The sequence below is a fragment of the Bacillus sp. M5A3_1b genome (genome assembly GCF_053345335.1).
In genome coordinates, this window is sequence record NZ_JBKEZY010000001.1 from 44,654 (window position 1) to 68,310 (window position 23,657).

The 23,657-nt window shown below is 32.8% G+C and carries 20 protein-coding genes; 6 read left to right on the forward strand and 14 right to left on the reverse strand.

What is annotated here, in order from left to right:
• The first annotated feature begins 114 nt into the window (after positions 1-114).
• Together ACLBWW_RS00240 and ACLBWW_RS00245 are read left to right on the forward strand one after the other, a co-directional pair.
• Positions 115-1,293, forward strand: coding sequence for a DUF2515 domain-containing protein (locus ACLBWW_RS00240; protein ID WP_098048821.1), 1,179 nt, complete (start codon positions 115-117; stop codon positions 1,291-1,293).
• Positions 1,256-1,681 carry a CBO0543 family protein gene (locus ACLBWW_RS00245; RefSeq protein ID WP_048545908.1) on the forward strand — a complete coding sequence of 142 codons (426 nt, stop codon included), beginning with the start codon at positions 1,256-1,258 and terminating at the stop codon, positions 1,679-1,681. Before ACLBWW_RS00240 ends, ACLBWW_RS00245 begins: the two co-directional genes overlap by 38 nt.
• Positions 1,682-1,725: 44 nt before the next feature.
• Here the strand turns inward: ACLBWW_RS00245 and ACLBWW_RS00250 are convergent, their stop codons facing one another.
• Positions 1,726-2,481 (reverse strand): HAD-IIB family hydrolase, encoded by a 756-nt coding sequence (locus ACLBWW_RS00250; RefSeq protein ID WP_048545909.1) that lies wholly within the window; start codon positions 2,479-2,481, stop codon positions 1,726-1,728.
• 78 nt (positions 2,482-2,559) lie between these two features.
• Here ACLBWW_RS00250 and ACLBWW_RS00255 point away from each other — a divergent pair, with 78 nt between their 5' ends.
• On the forward strand, positions 2,560-3,249 hold the full coding sequence (locus ACLBWW_RS00255) for a Crp/Fnr family transcriptional regulator (protein ID WP_048545911.1): 690 nt from the start codon (positions 2,560-2,562) through the stop codon (positions 3,247-3,249).
• Between the two features lie 63 nt (positions 3,250-3,312).
• On the opposite strand, the gene ACLBWW_RS00260 is transcribed toward ACLBWW_RS00255, so the two are convergent.
• From ACLBWW_RS00260 to ACLBWW_RS00315, 12 genes are all read right to left on the reverse strand, one after another.
• Complete coding sequence (locus ACLBWW_RS00260) at positions 3,313-3,738, reverse strand: YfmQ family protein (RefSeq protein ID WP_048545912.1); 426 nt, start codon at positions 3,736-3,738, stop codon at positions 3,313-3,315.
• A 21-nt stretch (positions 3,739-3,759) separates the two neighbouring features.
• The gene (locus ACLBWW_RS00265; RefSeq protein ID WP_048545914.1) at positions 3,760-4,431 is read right to left on the reverse strand and encodes an LrgB family protein; all 672 of its coding nucleotides are present in this window, start codon (positions 4,429-4,431) and stop codon (positions 3,760-3,762) included.
• 23 nt (positions 4,432-4,454) lie between these two features.
• Positions 4,455-4,811 (reverse strand): CidA/LrgA family holin-like protein, encoded by a 357-nt coding sequence (locus ACLBWW_RS00270; RefSeq protein WP_000878487.1) that lies wholly within the window; start codon positions 4,809-4,811, stop codon positions 4,455-4,457.
• Positions 4,812-4,841: 30 nt separating this feature from the next.
• Positions 4,842-6,275 carry a MocR-like pyridoxine biosynthesis transcription factor PdxR gene (gene pdxR, locus ACLBWW_RS00275; RefSeq protein ID WP_048545917.1) on the reverse strand — a complete coding sequence of 478 codons (1,434 nt, stop codon included), beginning with the start codon at positions 6,273-6,275 and terminating at the stop codon, positions 4,842-4,844.
• A gap of 68 nt (positions 6,276-6,343) precedes the next feature.
• Positions 6,344-7,117 carry an alpha/beta fold hydrolase gene (locus ACLBWW_RS00280; protein WP_088122944.1) on the reverse strand — a complete coding sequence of 258 codons (774 nt, stop codon included), beginning with the start codon at positions 7,115-7,117 and terminating at the stop codon, positions 6,344-6,346.
• A 23-nt stretch (positions 7,118-7,140) separates the two neighbouring features.
• Entirely contained in the window at positions 7,141-7,821 is a 681-nt protein-coding gene (gene bshB2, locus ACLBWW_RS00285) for a bacillithiol biosynthesis deacetylase BshB2 (RefSeq protein WP_048546463.1), read from the reverse strand.
• A 53-nt stretch (positions 7,822-7,874) separates the two neighbouring features.
• The gene (locus tag ACLBWW_RS00290; protein WP_048545921.1) at positions 7,875-8,066 is read right to left on the reverse strand and encodes a hypothetical protein; all 192 of its coding nucleotides are present in this window, start codon (positions 8,064-8,066) and stop codon (positions 7,875-7,877) included.
• Between the two features lie 214 nt (positions 8,067-8,280).
• Positions 8,281-8,988 (reverse strand): GntR family transcriptional regulator, encoded by a 708-nt coding sequence (locus ACLBWW_RS00295; RefSeq protein ID WP_048545923.1) that lies wholly within the window; start codon positions 8,986-8,988, stop codon positions 8,281-8,283.
• 30 nt (positions 8,989-9,018) lie between these two features.
• Positions 9,019-10,428 carry a glycoside hydrolase family 1 protein gene (locus ACLBWW_RS00300; RefSeq protein ID WP_048545925.1) on the reverse strand — a complete coding sequence of 470 codons (1,410 nt, stop codon included), beginning with the start codon at positions 10,426-10,428 and terminating at the stop codon, positions 9,019-9,021.
• 231 nt (positions 10,429-10,659) lie between these two features.
• Complete coding sequence (locus ACLBWW_RS00305) at positions 10,660-12,375, reverse strand: methyl-accepting chemotaxis protein (protein WP_048545927.1); 1,716 nt, start codon at positions 12,373-12,375, stop codon at positions 10,660-10,662.
• A gap of 231 nt (positions 12,376-12,606) precedes the next feature.
• Positions 12,607-13,587: a phosphatidylinositol-specific phospholipase C gene (locus tag ACLBWW_RS00310; protein WP_048545929.1), complete on the reverse strand. Its 981-nt coding sequence runs from the start codon at positions 13,585-13,587 to the stop codon at positions 12,607-12,609.
• Between the two features lie 177 nt (positions 13,588-13,764).
• The gene (locus tag ACLBWW_RS00315) at positions 13,765-15,606 is read right to left on the reverse strand and encodes a S8 family peptidase (protein ID WP_048545930.1); all 1,842 of its coding nucleotides are present in this window, start codon (positions 15,604-15,606) and stop codon (positions 13,765-13,767) included.
• Positions 15,607-15,896: 290 nt separating this feature from the next.
• On the opposite strand from ACLBWW_RS00315, the gene ACLBWW_RS00320 reads away from it, so the two are divergent.
• From ACLBWW_RS00320 to ACLBWW_RS00330, 3 genes are all read left to right on the forward strand, one after another.
• A complete protein-coding gene (locus ACLBWW_RS00320) occupies positions 15,897-16,694 on the forward strand; it encodes a cell wall hydrolase (protein ID WP_048545931.1) in 798 nt (265 codons plus the stop codon).
• Between the two features lie 260 nt (positions 16,695-16,954).
• Positions 16,955-18,292 (forward strand): NAD(P)/FAD-dependent oxidoreductase, encoded by a 1,338-nt coding sequence (locus tag ACLBWW_RS00325; RefSeq protein WP_064469397.1) that lies wholly within the window; start codon positions 16,955-16,957, stop codon positions 18,290-18,292.
• Positions 18,293-18,757: 465 nt separating this feature from the next.
• Positions 18,758-20,677, forward strand: a complete 1,920-nt coding sequence (locus tag ACLBWW_RS00330; protein WP_447613885.1) for an LTA synthase family protein — start codon at positions 18,758-18,760, stop codon at positions 20,675-20,677.
• A 98-nt stretch (positions 20,678-20,775) separates the two neighbouring features.
• Here ACLBWW_RS00330 and ACLBWW_RS00335 read toward each other — a convergent pair whose 3' ends face one another.
• Complete coding sequence (locus ACLBWW_RS00335) at positions 20,776-23,559, reverse strand: dynamin family protein (protein WP_048545936.1); 2,784 nt, start codon at positions 23,557-23,559, stop codon at positions 20,776-20,778.
• Between the last annotated feature and the right edge of the window lie 98 nt (positions 23,560-23,657).

Consider the following 23,657-nt stretch of genomic DNA (forward strand, 5'->3'; position numbering starts at 1 on the left):
ACTAAACACTTGTAAAAAACACCGTTCATTTATTTCTTATACTCGTAATAAAATAAATAGAATGATTCATAGCCAATAATCATGTTTAAATTTATGAAAAATGGAGGTAACGGAATGTACCGAAGCGATTCAAATTATACATATAACGGACCTTCCAAAGTACTGCCTCTCTCCCTATTTGATGTAAAAAATGAATTAAAACAAAAAAGCAAACTCATACATTCTGGTACGATGTATAAATTAACGAAAGAAGAGCAACTCATCATCAACAACATAAAAATACAAACAGAACAGCTAAATAAAAATAATGTGACAAGAACACGCGCATACTACCAATTTTACACTCAATATCCAGAAATACATTGGGCACTACTTGGGCATATGGTATCACGTAACGGCGGTTGGAATATGACTGATTTAAAGGGCGATTTATATACGAAAATTTTATCAGAGAAAGATCAAATCACATTTTTTTCTTTTTTAGAAAGAGGGAATTGGCTTATTTTCCAAGATGTATATCCTCAATTTCTGCTTTATGAACAAAGTGTGAAAAGAGCAAAAAAGCTATTTCACCTTCTCCCTCACCTAAATGTTTCTACATTTATGGAAACGATGTGGAACGATTTTTGGAAAACAGGTAACAAAAAAACATTAGCCATTGCAACTATTATTAATGAGCAAAACTACTTAGAAAAAAGAGTGATTCAAAATATACAATTTAAAAAGACTGTACTTAATAGTATTGGATTTAAACTCTTTGATTTCTTTCAATTTAATCATATTCTTTTCCCATTCTACGAAAATGATAAGAAACACAAAGTATTACTATTTGGTGATACAATGAAACATTTCACTTCCTTACACGAACGAATCTTAATTGGAAAAAGGTTGTATTCATTATTATTTCGAGACACACATGTTTTATCTCAAATAATAAGCTGGGCCCAGCACCATCCGCATACAGGATCAAGGAAAGATTACTGGCCTCATTTATTTTCAAGTGTCAATGAATCTTTTTCCCGTGAGTTTTATAAGCGTCGAATAAAGAAATGCCAGTTGCGTAGTGGCGCTTATCGTATATACAGTCCTGCACTCATCTATGCATGGCGAGATATGAAGCATGAAGAAGTTGACAATGAAGATTGGTTTACGGACTGGCAAGTTGTAAATTACTTAGTAGATAAGGAGGAAAATATAAATGGACAAATTACAGAAGACTACTGTAAAACACTCGAAACAATTGAGTTGGCAATTCTTGCAAAGAAAAACGTCCTCCTTCGAGAAGAAGAGTGATTTTCTAGCATTAGCAGTTACAATCTTACTCTCTTCTATTATCGGAACTTGCTTAGATGCTTTCTTTGTTGCGAACCAAATCTATTCCTTTCCCGTTAGACCATTCTCATCCATATTTTCAGTTAACATTGGCTTTACTTTGTTTGTACTACCGATTTTAACAACGCTTTTCATACAAATTTCAAAAACATTATCTGCAGTTTCTAGAATTTTATTTATTGTTTCAATAGGTATTTGTGCTAGTATTTTTGAACAGGTTGCTGAAAGATTAGGGTTGTTTGTACATAGTGCGAATTGGCGTCATAGTTACTCTTTGTTTGGATATATGTTATTTTTATTTTTCATATGGAAGTTCTATCAGTCAATTATTAATAAAAAAGGGCGCTAAAAGGCTAACAATCCTTTTAGTACCCTTTTTTCACATACACATTATTATGCATATGACTCTGCTAACTCCATAATTTTATTACTAATAGTTTGTTCATTAATCTTTAAACATGTGGAAGCATGATTCATTAATACTTCATGACTCCCAACACATATACTTTCCTTAGCATGTATAAACATTGATAAATCGTTTGAATCATTACCAAATACTACAAATTCTCCCTCTTTTATACCTAATCGTTTTAAACCTTCCCATTTATCAATATGTGGCGGACTTATATCAATAATCCCCTCTTTTGCGTGCTCATATATTCTTATAGGAAGTTCTTCCAACGCATTTATGATTAATTCTTTTTTTATATTATCAGGAAATAAAACCACCTTTACTACTTCATCAATTTCATCAATATTCATATTAATAGCCAATTGATTAGGGTCTATGTTTTTGTAGATAGGGTGATTCTCGCTTCCTGTATAAGCATAATTCCACTGACTATCTACCAAATATGAAAGACTATACTTTTCTATAATTGAACGCATAGCACTTACTGCTTCAATGTCAAAACGTATAACTTCAACAATTTCTCCATCCTTTGCGACAAAGGCACCATTCCCACCAATCATTGAATAATGATGCATATGAGTTGGTAGAACAGGTAATAAATCTCTAATCGGTCTAGCAGATGCAAATATAATCTCATGTCCTTTACTATAACAAACGTCTAGCGCTTGAATGATCTGTCTAGTTACTGCGTTCCCTTTAAAACAAATAGTACCATCGATATCAAAAATAAATTTCATATACATCACTCCTTTCTTTTTAATGTAAATGAATTATTTTATAATAGACAGGACAGATGTCCCAAAAGGAGAAACATTATGCAAAAGATTGCAGATAATATTTTATTACTAAATTACCTAAACAATGAATACATAAAAAAACTGTTCCAACAATTCAATCATCCATTTGAGATTCACAGATATGCAGCAAAAGAAACTGTATTACAAGAAGGCGAGGCTATTGACGGCCTATACATTCAAATGTCAGGTCGTACAAAAATAACTTCAAGTGTAATTACAGGTAAAGCATTATTACTACGATTTTGTTCTGCAGTTTCTATCATGGGAGATATTGAATTAATTCAATCAGTAGACATACAATCTCATGTAACCTCCGAACAGCAGACTGATTTTCTTTTTATTGATAAAAATTATGTAACAAGTTACTTATTACATGATGTAGTCTTTCTTCAAGAACTAATTCATCACGTCACTTATAAACTACAAACCTGCACAACGGCTTCACGTATCAATTTACTAGCTTCTGTGGAGACACGCTTTGCTAGTTATTTATGTACAGCTCGAAACCCATCTAATTTATTTGGACGAGAAATCCATACGAAAGATCATCATGAAATTGCCTCATTAATCGGGACAACTACCCGTCATCTTAATCGAGTTATCGAAAAATTAATAGCTAACAATATAATTCATAAAAATAATAAACAGATTGTTGTTGACGATTGGAAAGCTATTGAAGAACTTTCAAACGGGCTAAGATACGAATAAACAGTTAAATAATTATATACATCCTACCTATAATAAAGAGACCGTTGTAAAAACGGTCTCTCCTTAAGCATACTCTTCAGTTACTACTAATGGTGCCAGAGTTTGAAGACTTTTTGAACGTAAACGATAGGCAACGATTTTCTTCTTATATTGCTTGATTACATCAACATGTTCCTCATGGCTATACAGAGAAAATCTAATCTCTTTATTCCCTTTCTTCGTATTAATAACGATTGGTGTTCCTTCCCCGTGCGGTGGGAAATAGTGTTTATCTAAAAATAAAGCCTCATTAAATTCATGAATAACTTGTAGTTTCATTTCTCCCTCTATATTTTTTCCATCTATCGATATAGAGGTAGTCTCTTCTTCAAGTTTTTGATGCAATTCAAATCTACTAATAATTGATTCTACAACAGAAGTTGGCATACTAGAAACTAGTACTTTAAGAGCGCCAAAAATAAATAATGTAACTATAAACCATGTTGTCATTTTCATCATCTCCATTATATTTTAAAATATAAATTTCGTTCCATAAGGTATAAATATACTAATGAGTATTCCGGTTACAATCATCGTCACTGAACCGATCGTCGCCTCTTTCTCGCCTTCCTTCACGAGACGGCTCACACCAATAATATGTGATGCGCAGCCCATCCCCACTCCTTTTCCAATCGTACTTGTTATACGGAAAAACTTAAGTACTGTTGGTCCGATAATAGCACCTGTTATTCCTGCAACAACTACAAAACTAGAAGTCATAGATGGAATACCACCAATTTGATCCGCTAATGAAATGGCGATAGGCATCGTCGCTAATTGCGGCAGTGTTGTTAATATGAGTTCCTTATCTATATTTAACATTCCGCCTATCACTACATTCATACTCGTTAAAGCCACTATACCTACCGCTACGCCGATAAGTATCGACAAAAAATTTTTCATAAGTATATTTCGCTCTTTAAATAAAGGTATCGCTAACGCTACAATTGCAGGACTCAATAAGCCGGAAAGAATGTCTCCCCCATTTTCTCTATACTCATGATGAGAAATACCCAAAATCAGAAATAAGCAAATCATACTTGCTGTAACTGTTAACACCGGTAACGTAAATGGAAACGGAATTTTTTTATATAACTTTGTCGCCAATACATACATTACTACAGTAATAATAATTAAGACCATTTGCATCTTGCACCTTGTCGATTTTATTTTTTTGATGCTACTAATAATTGACTTATATACCCTGAAACAATCAATGTTACTATTGTGCTTGCAACTACTAAAAGGAATATAACACTCCCCTTACTGAAAAGAAAAGACCCATATTCCATCAGCCCTGTTGTCGAAGGAATTAGAAATAACGGTAAAAATATAATTAACTTTTCCGCACCTTCCTCAAACCACTTTAATGGTAAAATACGAGTAGCAAGGAGCAGAAACAGCATTAACATCCCTATTAAACTTCCTGGCATTGATAAATGGAATACTTCCTGAATCCACGTACCAACTAAGCTAAATACATATAGCACGCCTACTTGAAGTAAAAGCGTCACGTACTTCATTTCTTTCCCTCATTTCAATATGCATCACTATTATGAAATCTCGTTTAATGTTTCCGCAAACCTCGTGATTCCCAGTTGAATTTGTTCGACATCTACTCTCCCAAAAGTAAAACGAATATATTCATTTTTAGTACCTAAAACACTTCCCGGGACAAACGCTACACCATTTCGTATAGATTCGCCTAATAAATGATATTCATCAAATGTTCCTTGCACTTTGCACCATAAATGTATTCCACCCTCTGGAACAAAAAATTCAACCTGGTCCCCTAATATTTCTTCAAGCTTTCTAATTAACACATCTCTTCTGTCTTTCAATTGCTCACGAAGCATTGTAATATGTGCATGAAAATCTTCTGATTCTAAAAATTGATTTGCCACCCACTGCGTAAATACACTATGGCCAAAATCAACTTGCTGTTTTGCATCCGCTAAACGTTCTATTACACGCGTAGGGCCAATTACCCAGCCAATACGTAATCCTGATGCAACAATTTTTGATAATGAACTTATATAAAGAACATTCCCGTTTTGATCCATTGATTTTAATGTAGGATTCACTTCTCCATTAAATGAAGTTAAACTATACGGATCATCTTCTACAATCGGTATACCAAATTCAGAAGACAGCTCTAAAACCTTTTTACGCCTTGCTAATGACAACACAGTTCCCGTTGGATTTTGATAATCTGGATTCAAAAATACCATACGAATACGATGCTTTTTATGCAAATCAATTAAGTCATCTGGATTCATTCCATGCTGATCAACAGGTAGATGGAATATTTTTAGGCCAGCAGATTTAAACATCGGCAATGAAAAACAATACGACGGATCTTCAATTGCAATCGCGTCTCCTGGTTTTAATAAGCATTGCACGATAAGGTTAAGTGCCTGTTGTGCGCCAGATGTAATAAGGATAGAATTCGAATCTGCTTCAATTTGTTTATATTGCTGAACATGTGCTGCAATTGTTTTTCTCAACATTTCATTTCCAAGCGGATGGTCATAACCGAGGTTTTCCATAAATGTTTTCTCCGACAAAATCGTTCGGAATCTATCGCTCGGAATCAATTCTGGTGACAATTCACCACTCGCTAAATTAATTAAGTCGTCTTTTTGTGTTTCCGTTCTAATTTGTTGAACGAGTGGTACGTTAGGTAAGAACGATCCATCCTCCACGTACCTACCCCAGTTCGGTATTCGTTTATGTGAGACACCCCATATATCTGTATTGACCCTTGTTCCGCTTCCCTTTTGCCGTTCTACTACTCCAAGTGATTTTAATTCTTCATACGCAGCTACTATTGTACTCCGGTTCACCTGTAATTCTTTCGCTAACGTACGCTCAGAAGGTAACTTGCTGTCAGAAGGAAACTCACCTGAAGAAATACCCCTTTCCATATAATCCGCTATTTGTTTATATACAGGCGTCTTATCTGCACGATTTGGTTTCCATTCCACCTTGTTGCCCCCTCTCAAAACGAACTATCCTTGATTCCCTAATAACAGTATTAACTTTAATAATAGTATTAATTAATTACATGATTTAAAAATCTTTCTACCGTCATATTAAAGCTAGTCGGCTGTTCTAAATAAGGTAAGTGTCCACTATTTTTAAACTCAATAAAAGTTGTATTTTTCAAACGTCTTTCAAACTCTCTTACATATTTCTCGGGAACGAAATCATCATTTTCCCCTCTTATAATTAAAGTAGGACATGAAATATTTGAAAGAAACGGTCTTTGATCATAATCTACTAATTCAGCAAATAATCTTTGAATATGCACCGAATTAATAGACTGTAAAGATTGATAAAATCCCCTAACAATTACTTCATTATCTGCTACTCCCATCGCCTTCAATAATGTATCCGCCCATGTTTTTCCATTATCGTGTAAGCTAAGTAAATCATATACTTCAATTCGTTCTTTTCGATCTTCAGGCTCCAAATAGGGAAATGCATTTACAACAATTAAACTAGAAACAAAGCCTGGATATTGAATAGCAAAATCGATACCGACTCTAGCTCCTTTTGAAAGGCCACACATAACCACTTTTTGTAGCTTTAAATAACTGCATAACTCATACAAAACATTTGCATATTCTTTAAAAAGAATTTCCAGCCCTTCAGATTTCCCATGCCCCGGTAAATCAAGAGAAATCACCGTCCAATTCTCTTTGAAATATTGCCTTTGATATAGCCAATTGTTTGCGTTCCCACCAAGACCGTGTAATAACAATATAACAGGGCCCGATCCTTCTATATTGTAAGAAATTTTCCGATTCTTATATTCAAAATACATATTCATCACCTTCAGCTATAACATCACTTACTCTTATCTTTGAATGAATATATCCAAAATGGTTCCTTTTCTAACCACTCTACTGTTTCCGGTACACCTTCTTCATACTCTCTTTTTAGTTCCGTTACTTTCGTCGCAAATTGTGATGCATGTGCTTGCAATACCTCTAATTTTTTGGGAACATATTCTTTCACTTCATTTTTAAAATGCGGAGGACCTATTTCCGCTTCATGATTGTTCGAAAAAGCTACCGCATAAAATGTTGGCCTTTTATATTCCGGAATATTAGCTAACGCCTCTGCTACCGCTTCTCCTGTTGCATCATGATCTGGATGAACCGCATATCCCGGATAAAAAGAAATAACTAACGAAGGATTCACTTCTTCTACACATTTTTGTATTACACGTCTTAACTCTCCGGGAGTTTCAAATTCAAGAGTTTTATCACGATATCCCATCATACGTAAATCTTTAATCCCTAAAACATTTGTAGCCCTCTTTAGTTCCGTCTCTCTTATAACATTTAATGATTCACGTGTTGCAAAAGGAGGATTCCCCATCGTTCTCCCCATTTCACCTAACGTTAAGCAAACATAAGTAAGAGGAACATTTCGCTGCGCATAAGCTAAAATTGTACCTGCCACGCAATATGACTCATCATCTGGATGCGGAAAAACAATTAAAACGTGGCGTTCATTTTTTATCAAAATCATACTCCTCCATCATATACAATATTAACTTTTTTCTTTCAAAACTATTAAATCACTACCGCATACCACGTTACCCCAACAAGTAGTACGAAAAGAAGAAGAATATAAATAGTTGATAAGTTTTTCACATTTCTCTTTGTAGACTTGCCGTAATTATCCTCCACATTTCGTGCAACTAACACGGTCCCAAACAGGGATCCAATTACAATAATAACCACTAGTGAAATTGCAAAAATCATTGTATTTTCACCTCTCTAAAGACAATCTATTTTAATAAAGAACTTCCTCTTTAAAACTTTAATAACATACTACCTTTCTTCTCTTATCATAATAGATGTTTACAAAAAACGGACCAACCACTTTTGTGTTTTTTTGCTCATCCACTTTGAAAATAAAAAGCAACTGATCACTTTGGACTCAGTTGCTTTTCACACGATAAATTATTTTCTATTTTTATTTGAAATTAATTCGATTTAAAAGTTTAGTCTTTTCATAATGAAACATCGATTGAGATAACTCGAAAATTGTCCCGTTTACAAGACACACTGTATTTTCAATAAGAAGCGCCGGATCACCTTCATTTAATTCTAACAGCTGCGCGTTTTCTTTATTTACTTTTTCACAACTAATAACTTTATCGGCAAAGCCAATATTTAATCGTAAATCTTCAATGAAATAACTGTATACAGAGCTTAATGCTATTTCTTTATTCAAATATGGAATAATATCCTTTTTGAAATAACTTACTTCAATAGAGAATGGTTTACCATCTACAATTCTTAAACGCTTCAAAAAATATATCCTAGTTCCAGCTTCGCATTGCATCCGCTTTGCTATATCTTCGTCCGCATCTATTACTTCAAGCTCTAACACTTTCGTTTCAATATTTTGCGAAACGAGATTTTTCGTTAATCCACGTAAACTTCCTAAATTAATGTAATCTGTTACAGAAGTTTCACGTAAAAACATACCACTACCTTGCACTTGAAAAATATAACCTCTATTTACAAGCTGACTAATTACTTTACGTATCGTATTACGGCTTACTTCAAACCGATTCATCAAAGCTTCTTCTGTAGGTAGTTTTTTCGTTTCATTAAAAAGCCCATCTCGAATGTTTTGCTCTAACACATCTGCAATCTGTTTATACTTTGTACTCATACACTTTCTCCTAAAATACTCTTTTATCTATTATAACTCTTCTCCTCTCGTTTCGATAACATGTTTATACCAATGAAACGAAAGTTTTTTCTTACGTTTTAAGTTATCATTATGATCGACAAAAATAAAGCCATATTGCTTTTTATACCCATTTAACCAACTTAATAAATCAATCACTGACCATGCATAATAACCTTTTAAATTGATTCCCTCTTCAATTGCACGCTTTATTACTTTTAAATGCTCTTCAATAAATTTAATTCTCGGAACATCTACAACTTCTCCTTCAATGATTGGATCTTCATCACCAAGTCCATTTTCCGTTACATACATCTTTATGTCACCGTAACGCCCTTTCAACATATGCAATCCATCTAAGAAACCTTCGGGAGATATTTCCCATCCCCATTTTGTATATGTTTTATCATCCATTTTTACTGTGCGATAAAAACCATCAAAAGAAGGATTACCTGGAGCAAGTGTTGAGTTTTCTCGAGAATGCTCATCGCTCTTTATATCCATATCGTATCTTTCTACTCGTATTGGTTGATAATAATTCAAGCCAATAAAATCATTCTTTTCGGCATTTTGTTTAATGATTTCTAATTCTTCAACCGTCCAATTAGGAGTCCACCCTTTTTCCTTTAATTGTTGAACAACATAAGGTGGATACTCACCTTTTAAAACTGGATCATAATACCAATACGTTTCATATTCATTCGCATGATTTGCTGCTAGTATATTTTCTTTTTCATCATCCACACTATAAGCAGGTAAGAAAACATGTGTAATCCCAATCTCCCCATATTGTTTCAGCTGCTTGTACACCGCAATTGTTTTCGCATGTGCATAAAATACATAATGAGTCGCTTGAAAATACTTTGGAACATCATTTTTTATTCCTGGTGGATGTGCACCTTTTAAATAGCCTAATCCACAAAACATTACTGTTTCATTAAAAGTAATCCAATGTTTCACTCTATCACCAAATGCTTTAAAGCAAATTTCGGCATACTTTACAAAAGCATCTGCTGTTCGTTTATTCGTCCACCCACCATCCTTTTCTAACGGTAATGGTAGATCCCAATGATATAAAGTGACAAACGGTACAATCCCGTACTTTAAACATTCATCAATTAAATTGTTATAAAATTTAATGCCTTTTTCATTTACCTCTCCATCTCCATTCGGCAATATTCTCGCCCAAGAAATCGAAAAACGATACGATTCCAATCCCATCTCAGCCATTAAACGAACATCTTCCTTATATTGATGATAATGATCAACCGCTACATCACCATTTGTTCCATTGTATGTTTTGCCAGGAATTTTTGAAAACTCATCCCAATTCGTAACACCTTTTCCATCCTCATTCCATGCACCTTCTACTTGATAAGAAGCTGAAGCAGCTCCGAATAAAAAATCATGTGGAAACTTCATAGTATATACCTCCATTTTATTAGAATAAATCAAATTCATTATTACATATAAAATTTATAGGTACAAATTTAAATGATTATTATATAATACATTTCTGTTTTTCACTATAATTAAACATAGCATTCACACCATTTACAAAAAAAGAACCTATAAAGGTCCTTTTTCAAATTGTGCAACGCAGCACTATATTGAGTATCTTAAAGTTTATACTACTGATAAATGTTAACAAACTTATTCTTCAATAATGAATTGCGAAATTAGCATTTCTAAATTTTCGACTTTCTTTTTCATTTCATTAGATTTCGTCGTTATTTCTTGTATCAATGTGGCTTGTGCTTGAATTGATTGTACCGTTCGATTCGTTTCTTGTGCGACTTGTGTTGCAGTTTCAGAAACTATTGATAAAGAGGCATTCACTTCTTCTGTCCCAGCAGACATTTCTTCTGTGGCAGCAGACACTTCTTGAATTTGGGACGTTATTCTATTAATATCTTGCATAATAGATGAAAATGCGAGTTCTGCCTTATATGCTGCTTCTTTACCACCACTAGCCTGTTGTTGACCTTTTTTCATTACATGAACTGTATCCTGTGTATCTTGATGTATAAAACGTATTAAATTATTTATATCATTTACAGATGTTTTAGATTTCTCAGCCAGACCTCTTACTTCAGCTGCAACTACTGCAAATCCTTTTCCATTTTCTCCGGCGCGTGCTGCCTCAATTGCAGCATTTAAGGCCAGTAAATTCGTTTGTTCTGCAATATTAGTAATAACATCTAGCGCTTCTTCAATTTGTTGTGTCCGCGTAACAAGTCTATCAATGACCTTAGAAGTTTCTTCAACAACTTCATTCACACTATTCATTTGACGAATAGATTGTTTTATAACTTCACTACCAGAATTTGCTTGGTCTATTGTTGTAACAGCAACTTCAGCAACCATCGCTGAAGATTCAGCTACTGTTTGAACTCCAGTTGCAATTTCTTCCATCGAAGTTGAACTTTCTTGAATACTAGTCACTTGTCCCTCTATTTCTTTATTTATTTCAGAAGTAGTTCGAACAACCTCGTTTGATATATGTGCTGCCGTTTTTGTCTCTTGTAACATATTTTCAGTTGAAATAATCACTTCTTTCGCTGTAACCTTCACCTGACCGACTAATTGTTGCAAGTTATCTAACATACTATTAAAGGATTGTACAATATGGCCTAATTCGTTCTCGGATTTATAAGAAGTTCGAATTGTTAAATCTCCAGCAGATACTCGTTCCATATCTTTTTGTAATAATACAATTGGTTTTTTTATAACATTTTTTATTATAAAACCAATAAAAATAATTATTATGATTCCAACAAATGAAATAATTACAAATGTTATTATCGTATTTTTCACACTATTGATATTCTCTTTTTGTAGTTGTTCAGCCGCGGTATTATTATATAAAATAAGTTCACGGATAGACTCAATTGTTTTTCCCATATTAGGCTCAATTTCTTTTAAATAATAGCTATACGCTTCTTCATTATTAGTCAGTCCCAAGTCCTGTGCTTTCTTCATTTGTATTCTTAAATCTTTGAATTGACTTTGAAATGCATTATACAAGCCCTTTTCTTTATGAGAACTAATTCTAGTTTCAAATTGTTTTAATAACTCATCATTTTCTTTCCTAGTCTTATCCATTTCTGTTATTAGTTCTTTCATTCTTTTTTCATCTTTCGATATCATAATCTCCATAAAATTCATATTCACATGGTAAAAATTTGATTCTACAGTTCCTATCCATTCAATTGGTAATAGCCTTTCGTCATACATACTAGAAGATGTATTTTCACCTTTTTGAAGCCCTAGAAACCCCAGAGAAGATAACATGATGCACGCCAAACTCGATATAATGACTAACACATTTAATTTCGTTCCAATTTTACTATTTTTAATAAAAGACAATAAATCCACCTCATCTGTATATTATACTTATATGTTTTATATTACAATATTAATCGACATTTATCGACATTTTTTCGTGTCGATTTTATAACCGTATTAAATTATTATATTAACTATATAAACCTATTCAAAGAACTTTGATTCTCATAATATTAAATACTAAAAAGTCTTATGGGAATTCCACAAGACTTTTAATAGCGTTACATTGTTTCTATGAAATTATGGTGAAACTTAAAGTGACTTATTAGTTCTTATAACTTCTTGATAGAGAATCGGTGACCACTTATCACTAACATAATCTTGGATCACCCAACCAACTCTTTTGGGATCCTCTTGTTTAATATATGCCGCAATTTCGGGATTTATATAAGAGGCATAATAATATGGACTATTCCATGCTGTACCACCAGAAGACAAGCTTGTAAAATTAATATATAGATGATTTAAATCCTCACTATTGTTAATCGTTTCCTTAATCGTCTCTTTAATAGATTTTACTTTCTCATCATAACTCACTTTATATTTATCTTGTACTGTTACATTTATATTTTGATTTACAGTTGTCGTAAACGTCTCATTATCTGGCCAATAAAAATTATTATACCCTCCAGATTCATTACTACCACTATATCTTTTTAGTAGTACAATTTTCCCTCGAGCATCTCCAAGTTTTATATTTCCTTCTGTTTTTAAAAAGATAGGATCAACAAAATAATTTTTTTCAAACGTATTACTAAATGAACCTTCTGCCCCTTTCATATCCTCATACTCTTTTTTTAAAGACATAATAATTGTTTCACTTGGGTTATCTTTTAAAAATTGTTTCGCTTCGTTTATGAATTCATGCAGTGTTACATAAAGAAATAATGGCCCATGATGAAGAACTATCGTATTATCATCTGTTAAACGGCCTCTTATATCAAAAATGCGAGCTCCATGATCCATTTGATAACGAAAATCATACTCTTGCGTCATTCCCCATACTTGCTTTATTGGATTTTGTAATTTGAACGTACCACTATCATGTGTTCCTGGAATTGAAATTCGTGCTAACGGGATGTTATCAGGTATAGGTTGCATCCATTTTGACCAATTTTCAAGTTCAATAACAGAACTAGCTGCAACGACTTGCTTATCATGTAAAGCAAATACAGATGTGATAAATATCATACTACATATGAATAATTTCAAAATAAACTTCTTATTGCTCATTATTATTCCTCCTTTTTCTGTTTTACATCAAACTTATTGAATATAATATAATCTAGTGAGTAAAAAATAAATAATATTTCATCAATATGAAATATTGCATAGAAGTAAAGTTAAAAAATCATTCACATATACTGAATTAGAAAAATTTAAAGGAACTTCATCTGAAGTTCCTTTCGTTTATTTTATATTCAATATATATGAACCATCTTTATTCTCATACTTATAAACATATAAATAATATTTACCTGGCTTTGCATTATAAGTTCCCTTAACTACATTCCCTTCATTTTCACCATATGCTACATAGTTGTTTAAATCTGATTCATGATGAAGTACCCATGTCATTCCAATGTTTTGTTCATTTAGTAGAGAAATATTAATATTCTCTGGTGAGTCAATTTGGAAAGTAAATACATCTACCTTATCACGATTATGTAGTGTTCCTTTCATTGGTGTATGAAAGTTAACTTTATTTGCCTGTCTAGGTTCATTATTTGGTTCATTTTCTGTTACTTGTAACTCATTCCCACCGTTCGGCTCTCTTTGTTCATACCCTAAGTTTACTAGTATAGACTTCAAATCTGGTAAAACACCAATTTTATCTGCATATGGATTTTTAGATTTCGTTCCAGTGTTATGGTTACTTAATATCGTTCTTAATTCACTCGGTCTATACGGTTGTCCTGAATTTTTTTTAGCAATACTTTGTACTAAAGTCGCTGCTCCTGCGATAATGGGTGAAGCACTAGATGTTCCACTAAAGCTTGAAGTATAAAGATTTACAGCACTTCGACTTTGCTCGGCTGTAGTTGTATCTACATTTTCTCCCCAGCCGTACACATCAATCCGACTTCCATAATTTGAAAACCACATACGCTCATGAGGGAAAGATGAAGAGCCCGCGCCTACCATAATTGCACCTGAATCTTTAAAATCTTTACTATTACGATTTAAGACTTGTTTACCATTTCTATCTTTAAATTGATCTAAATCATTCCACCCATTTGCTCCAGCTTCTATAATGACAACACCTTTATCTGTACCAGCACGAATCGCATCAAAGATATCTGGTTGTATTTCAACAGGTAAATATTTATCACCATATCCATCAAAGGAAGCTTGTGCCTCTAATAATAAAACATCCCCAGCTTCTAACTGATTTACAGCACTTAATATTGCATCAGCTGTATTATACTGCCCGTTATCTCTTATTTGAGAAATCACTTTCGCTTTCGCTTTTGGCGCAATCCCAATATTCCCCACTGCATTATCTTCAGAGGATACAATTCCTAGTACAGACGTCCCATGTCCAACATGCTGATCTATATTTCTTCCAGACATTAATTCAATATTTTGATGTACTAAATCCTCATGATTTAATAACCATCCATATTCCATATCAACAAAAGTTATACCATTTCCATTACCGCCTTGAACTCCCCAGGCGAAAGGCGCATTAATACCGTATGGTGCTGCTTCAAGGTAACCTTGTTTTTTATATCTAGGATTGTTATCAGGATTAAAAGATACACTTAATGGTTGTACTTCCGGTGGCGTTATTTTTTCTTGTTTTTTCATATACACATCTTCTATTAAAGAAGATGCCTTTAACTTATCTACTAGTTCTTCTTTCTGCCCACCATTTTGAGTTTGAAGAATATAGTAGTTTAATAAACTTGTAGATACATTATTGGGTGCTTTCACTTCAAGGTCTTGTATTTCTTCTGGACTTACAGATGTGAATAAACGAGTGAATGTTACATCTGGATATTCTACCAAAAGATCTTCTAGTACTTTATCACTTGCTTGAGCTTGTATCTGTTTTTCAATACCATCTTCATATGGTAATTTCAAATCCGCATTGAATTTTACAATGATTTGTTTATCTGTTTCTTGTTCTATCCCTAATTTACTCTGCTGTTCTATAGAATCCGCACCTACAATATTGACCGTGTCCCCTATTCCTAAAAATATTGAAATAATTACAGCTGAAACAGATATTCTTTTAAATATATTCATTACATCACTCCTCCTATTAATAATATATAATCATTATATTAATCTATAATGATTACATTTATATAACATATTCCCTTTCTACTAAATAGATTATAGTAATCAGCAATATGAACTTCAATGTATTTTCATATGCAATATTTCATATTCGGAATCTACACTACATAAATAAGAAACTTATGATGATTATTTATTTTATACGTGCTAATATATTCATATTAAAATATTATGTATAGACATTCTGAACTATATTACTTAACAATTTCACCTTATTTTTGCTAGGAGGATTTACAATGAAATTATTAAAAATAAAACATATAATCCCTATATCTGCAGCTGCAATTACATTCGTATGTCATCAAAGTACAGCTGAAGCATCTACCATTCATACAGTAAAAAAGAATGATACACTTTGGGGCATTAGTAAACAATATGGAGTTTCAATACAATCCATTAAACAGGCTAACAATAAAGAAAACGATCAAACTTTCATTGGCGAACAGTTACATATTCCAGGTTCCGTCAACTCAAATGAAATCACTCTTCGCCAAAACGCTAAACCTGCGAACATTTCTGAGCAAATTATTTATCAAGTACAACCGGGAGATTCATTGGAAACGATAGCAAAGCGTTACAATGTTACCGTTCAATCTATAAAACAAATTAACAATATAGTCGGAAACAAGCTTTATACAGGACAACATATAAAAATAAACTCAAGCATTTCAGAAAAAGAAAAAGACTTAATGGCACGCTTAGTTACTGCTGAAGCAGGTGGCGAATCGTATAAAGGAAAAGTAGCAGTAGCGAAAGTTATACTAAACCGTGTAAACGCAAAAGGTTTTCCAAACACAATAACAGGCGTTATTTATGAACCTATTAAATACGGATATGCCTTTACTCCTGTTACAGATGGAAGAATTAATCAGCCTGCAAGCCCAGAAGCAAAAATGGCAGTAGAAGAAGCTATCTCCACAAATGGAATACATTCTGATTGGCTTTATTTTTACAACCCAAAAACATCAACAGACAAATGGATTACGACACGTCAAACAGTAGCAGTAATTGGTAACCACGTCTTCGCTAAATAACATATAAAAAACAGACCTTCTCACTTAAAAGGTCTGTTTTTTTATATGTAAGAATTTATTTATCATATGACATAGTGATCTTTGAAAACTATTTCTTCTTTTAAATAAAGACATTTGTATTTACCCCACCACTCGGAGAAATTAAAAAAGCATCCAGTTCAAAAACTCCCTCTTTATTAATAAAAGCTATTTCTTAACTTCATAAAATTGTTATACACTAGAAAAATAAAAACAAACTATTCGTTAGCAGGTGAAAAAATATGTATGATGTTACAATTATCGGTGCTGGAGTAAGTAGCATTTTTATGGCTTATTCACTAGCTAAAAGTAACAAAAAGGTTTTAATTCTTGATAAAGGTAAAGCGCTAGAAGATCGCCATTGTCCTTTAGACGAAGGAAAAGTGTGTACTTGTACTACATGTGATAAATATTTCGGGTTTGGTGGTTTAGGAAAATCTGAAGGGAAATTTAATTATACAAACGGATTTGGCGGAGAACTTGAGCAAAAAGTCGGTAAAGAAAGCTTTATTCAACTCATGGCTGAAGTAGATGAAATTCTATGTCAGTTCGGAGGAAGTTCTGTTTCAAAATACTCTACAGAAAATCCAAATCTCAATAAGAGAGCTGAAACGTGTGGTTTACAAATGCTAACAACAGAAGTAAGGCATCTTGGTACTACCCTTTCAAGTGACATTTTTCAGCAGCTCTATGAATTTTTACTTACAAAAATAAATATTCAATTTCATATAGATGTACAACATATTATGAAACAGAAAGATCATTTTACAATAGAGACAAATGAAGGAATAGTTGAATCTAAGCAACTAGTGTTTGCAACTGGGCGTTCCGGAGCGGATTGGTTAAAAGAAATGTGCACTTCTCTTAAAATTTCTCAGGAGCAAACTCGTGTAGATTTAGGGATTAGAGTAGAGATGAAAGAACACCAATTACGTTCTATATTAAAAGATACATTTGAGACAAAACTTTCTTATGAGCATGAACACTTCACCGCAACTACGTACTGTATGAATCCAAAAGGACGCATCATTAGAAAGTACGAAGAAGGTTTAGTTATGCCTGACGGTCAAAATTTTCGAGAGGAAGGAACTGGCACACCTAACTTAAATTTCACTTTATTTATCCCGCGCTATTTTTCAACTCTCAAAGAAGCAAATGTATACGCAAGTTCAATTATAAAAAACATTAACCAAGGACGAGATCGGATTGTTATACAGCGCTTAGAGGACTTACTAAATAAACAACCTACAATAAAGAACGACATGAAACATAACCGTATACAACCTACACTACAAGGAGATTATGGAGATTTGAATACAGAAATTCCCCCATTATATATTGAAGGACTAAAAGAGTTTTTATTACGCTTAGAACGATTTATCAAAGAACCGATCGATAAAGATACTTTGTTATATGGAATTGACGGAAAGTTCTATGCTCCTACGATAAAAATCAATAACCATTTTGAAACAAGTGTGCATGGACTATTTTTAGTTGGAGATTGTTCAGGCGTCACTCATTCATTATCTCAAGCTGCTGCAAGTGGGTTGTATGTTGGAAAATATTTATCTCATATTTAATTTCTTTCATTAAGATATCAATCAAATATTTTAACTTCCATAACGCTTTATTTATGTACCTTGTCCTTCCCCCGCTAATGATTATCCCGCCAAAAATCGGGATTTTACGAGATACATATTTAACATAACTATGTATGGTAAAACTATTGACATTCAATTCTAAAAAATTGAATGTCAACAGTTTTAAAAGCCTCTATTCATTTCCACTTTCATTTGTTCGGTATTTTGTAACATCATCATAGTGTTTAATATGTTAGGATGTCTATAAGTATTTTTTACTACAACTATGACTTTTTCTGTTCTGTTTCCCAAAATAGATTTGCGCTTTAAAATTCCTCATTGTACGTATATGAATACTTCATATTGTTACCTTTAGAAACCATTAAATGGTACATTACACTCTAATAGTTATGAAAATATAATATATAACACAAGTTAAATAAATTGTATAAAGAAGGTGTAAAAATGAAAAATAAAATCAATTTACAAATGCAAAATATAAGCTTTGTTTTAATAATTGCTTTAGCAGTATGGTTAAAAACATATCTTATTACAAGATTCAGTTTTGATTTAAAAATTGAGTCTTCAACGCAAGAGCTTATTTTGTTTATTAGCCCTCTCGCTGCATCATTAGCTTTTGTCGGATTAGCATTATTTGCAACCGGTGAAAAGCGAAATTATATAGCGCTATGTATTAATCTCTTATTAACAATCATACTTGTTGGGAATGTAATGTTCTATGATTTTTATAGTGATTTCGTTACGTTACCAGTACTTGGACAAACATCAAACTTTGGCCAATTAGGCGGCAGTATTATAGAAATATTGAACTATAAAATTATACTCGCTTTCGTAGACATTATTTTCTTCTTTATTTTGTTAAAGAAGAAGGCACTAGTCTTCCAAACAGGACGTGTAACTCATCCGGCACGCTTGCTATATTTTCTCTTAACGTTTGGTGTATTTTTTGCGAATCTACACCTTGCAGAAAAAGAACGACCTGAACTATTAACGAGATCATTCGACCGAGTCATGCTTGTTAAAAATTTGGGACTATACACTCATCAAGTATATGATTTAACACTACAAGTAAAAGCAGGATCACAAAAAGCACTTGCTGATAGTAGTAAATTACAAGAAACTGAAAACTACGTAAAGGCAAACCAAAGTGAGCCAAACCCTAACATGTTTGGTGCAGCAAAAGGAAAAAACGTAATTGTTGTCACTCTTGAATCCCTACAAACCTTTTTAATAGGCGCATCAGTTAACGGTCAAGAAGTTACACCATTCTTGAATGAATTCATAAATGAAAGCTATTACTTCGATAACTTTTTCCACCAAACTGGGCAAGGAAAAACATCCGATTCTGAATTTCTAATCGATACGTCATTGTATCCATTAAATCGAGGAGCTGTATTTTTCACACACGGTAACAATGATTATACTGCGACTCCAGAAATTTTACGTCAGCAAGGTTATTTCACTTCTGTATTCCATGCGAATAACGCAACATTTTGGAATCGTAATATTATGTACTCCGCTCTTGGTTATGATCGTTACTATAACGAACTTGATTACAAAATTACACCCGAAACAAATTTAAATTGGGGATTAAAAGATATCGAATACTTCGATCAATCAGTAGATATATTAAAAACTGTTGATCAACCATTTTACGCTCGTTTCCTTACGTTAACGAACCATTATCCATTTACGTATGATGAAGATACAAAATTCATTGAACCATATAACTCTGGTAATGGCGTATTTGATCGTTATATCGTAACAGCACGTTACTTAGACGAATCAATTAAAAAGTTTATTGAGCGTTTAAAAGCCGAAGGAATGTATGATGATTCTATTATTGTGTTGTATGGTGATCATTATGGTATTTCTGAAAAACATAATCGTGCAATGGCACAGTTTTTAGAAAAAGATCAAATAACAGAATTTGATACTTTAAATTTACAACGCACACCTTTATATATTCATGTACCTGGCCAAACAGAAGGTCAAACGATTTCAAAGCCTACGGGACAAATCGATATGAAACCTACTATTCTAAATTTATTAGGGATTGATACTACGAACGATATCCGTTTTGGTCATGATATGTTTTCAGATGAATATACCGGTTTTGTCGTTTTACGTGATGGTAGCTTTATTACAGACAAGTATGCATACACAAACAATACTTTCTATGACCGCATAACAGGTGAAATTGTAGATTTACAAAAAAAAGAAGCACAAGCACTCATTAACCGTGCACAAAATGAATTACGAATGTCCGACAAAATTATTGAAGGCGATTTATTACGTTTCTCAGAAAGTAATAAAATTAAAACTGGCAAAGTACAAACTAAAATTAAAGAGACTGAAAAATAATCTAAATACGAAAAGGGAGCAACTTATTACAGTTGCTCCCTTTCACTCTCTTATAACATATGATGCAATGTCATATAAAAACCTCGTATATTTTACTTTTATTCTACGCTTGTTTCTAAAGTTACATCTGTATAGGTATGATCATCACCTATATTTAAAATTACTTCACATTGACGTAATCTCAATTCAAAGAGCATGATAGAATCTTGATAAACTTCAGGTTGTGATTTCATCTTATGTAACATCTCTTGTTTTTCTTGTATTTCTAAATGAGTGTTTTCTACAGCTTGTTTCAAGGAGTTAAATGGATTTCTAAAGAATATGTTAATATCCCGCTCTTGCGTGTTTTCAAATAGCTCAAATTGCAAGAAAAATTTCTTCATAATAGAAGCCGTTACCTCGGTATAATCTTCATTTTCTACATACTGTTTGTATTTGTTATATAGCATACCTTTGTTTTTAGGAAGAACTCCAAATAATTTACCGGCACTTTTCAGTAAAAATTGCGCTGGCGTAAAGCGACGTAAAATATTTACTTCATCCATTTGTATTCTAGTCGTCATTCTGTCAGTATCTCTGCGCCAGTCATCAAGCACTTTAAAATCACATTCTAACTGTATTCGATTTTCTCCAAATAAAGAATTAAGCCCTTCACTAAGTTCTTCTAAGTACGATTGACTTTGAAGGAGCTCATTATTAGAAATCGCAATCCAATTTTGCATAGAAAGAGCAAAATTAGGTAATACAGTTTGCTCTAAATATTTATGTACTCTTTCATTCATCGCTTTATTTAGTTCCGTATCAATGTGCCCGAAATCGCTTTCTTCACTAATTAAATCCGAACAACTCTGTAATATCTTCGGAATATTTTCAGTAAGGTCATTCATAATTTCAGTTTTCATTGTACGATATGATTTTGTAATGAAATGAATTTTTTCCTTCTCAAAAGCAGTAAGATTATTAATACTACCATTTAGTTTCACTAGCATATCTTCGTTCCAATTAATCGCATCCACTAGATTATTTTCTTTCTCAACGCGTTTATCCAAAAGATATGTAATTGTTTTTCGAATGAAAAACAATAGCTTTTCCGTACGTTCTGCATCGATATTTTTATGATTACAGTTAAAATGAATAAACTCAGTTAAATCATTTAATTGTTGACTACTTGTATATAGCGAAGAGTAAGGGAAAATTCTCGCATGCGGGAAATATGTGTTTATTCTCGCTTGCGTATCATGTAATACTCTTTTCACTTCTGCATCACTGTATATGTTATCGATTTTATTTAATAAGAAATGGATTTGTAAATTTGGTGTATGTTCTTGAATGCTTAATAGAATATCACGTTCTTTGTCAGTAAAAGGTGAATCCGCATTTAATACGAATAGTAATTCGTCTACAGAATTTAAATATTCGAATATCTCATCCCTAGTATCGTTATTTCTATTAAAGCCAGGTGTAACTACAAATGTAAGTTTATTTTCACTTAAAAATCTGCATGGTAATTTAAATTCAACACACGCTCTATCTCTATATGTTTGATGGTGCTGAGACATCATATTATAGTAATCAGAGACATCTTCCGTTGTTGTAATTGTAGAGTCTGTTATGGCGTTAATTTCTGTATGCGCATCATTTTTTAAAACTACTACATTTGAAATTGATTTTTCTAATATATTTTCTCCTAATATAGAGTTAATAAATGTAGTTTTTCCGTTTCCTGAAGTTCCCGTTACTAAAATGCGATTTGTGCTTAAATCTGCGAGCTCGCCAACTAACCATCTAAATCGGTGACCCATTTCTATATTATGCTTTTGTGCCCACTCTGTAATAGATTCAAAAAGATTCAAACTATACTCTAAGCCGTTCACATGATTAATAGAATATAACAACAGGTTTTCAGCATGTTTTATATTTGCTGCATCTATTTTAGAAGGGAAAATCTCATCCCATGCCAACACAGCTGCAGATGGAAATACAGCATAAGATGGATTGACTACCTTTAACCAATTTGTTAACAAGTTTGGAATGATGTCGTGTAATTGTTTAAGCTTATATTGACCTTGAATTAATTCAAAGTACGTTCCTTCGTAAAGAGAAGAAATTTTGTCCCATATATCGGACGAATGTATTTCAATATGTAAGAAAAATTCATTTATTGTGTTAAGCCATGATAAGTAATTTTGTTCGTTTTTATAACTATTCCAAAGTGATGAAACCATTTGCGTAAATTGTACTTGATCTACATTATTTAACGTAACTAATACTTCATAAAAATAATCTGGTGAAATATGTTTAGTAAATCTTTTATCGATATATCCTTTTAAAACCTCAAACCACGGATAAGATTCTGTTCGAATTAACTCATTGACAGCAAGCTCTACTGCACTATCAAAATCTTGCTGCTCCTCATAAAAGGAACGTGCAATTTTTGTAACATTTGGATAATCCGGATTTAAAGAAACTGCTTCTTTAATAACAGCGAAAGCAGAGTCAAAATTATTTTGCTCTATGTAAAGAGAAAGTAATTGTAATCTAATCTCCGTCATCAATATTATATTATCAGTAGTAATGGAAGTATAAACATTTTCAGCAACTGGTAATTGATTAAGCTCGAAATAAGCATCGGCAATATTTTTTTGTGCCCATGGTGCTAATTCATTACTAACCTTCTCCCATTTAAAAATAGCTGCTTCAAAATCTTGATGGCGATAATAAAATTCACCTTGTGCAAAACGAATGTAAGATCCATCAGAAATCTCATTTCTTTCTTCGTTTACATAAGCTTCTCCAAGTACGTCAATAGGTGGTTTTGTTTCATTCTCCATTAGGAATGTTTCATAATACATCTTTTTTATTAATTGTTTTTCTACTCTCATCTTTTCCCCCACTATATCTTGAAAATACATTTTTAAGATATGTCAATACTTTTTGTATGTATGCTTTTTATCTTAACAAAGAATATCTTTTGGAAAAT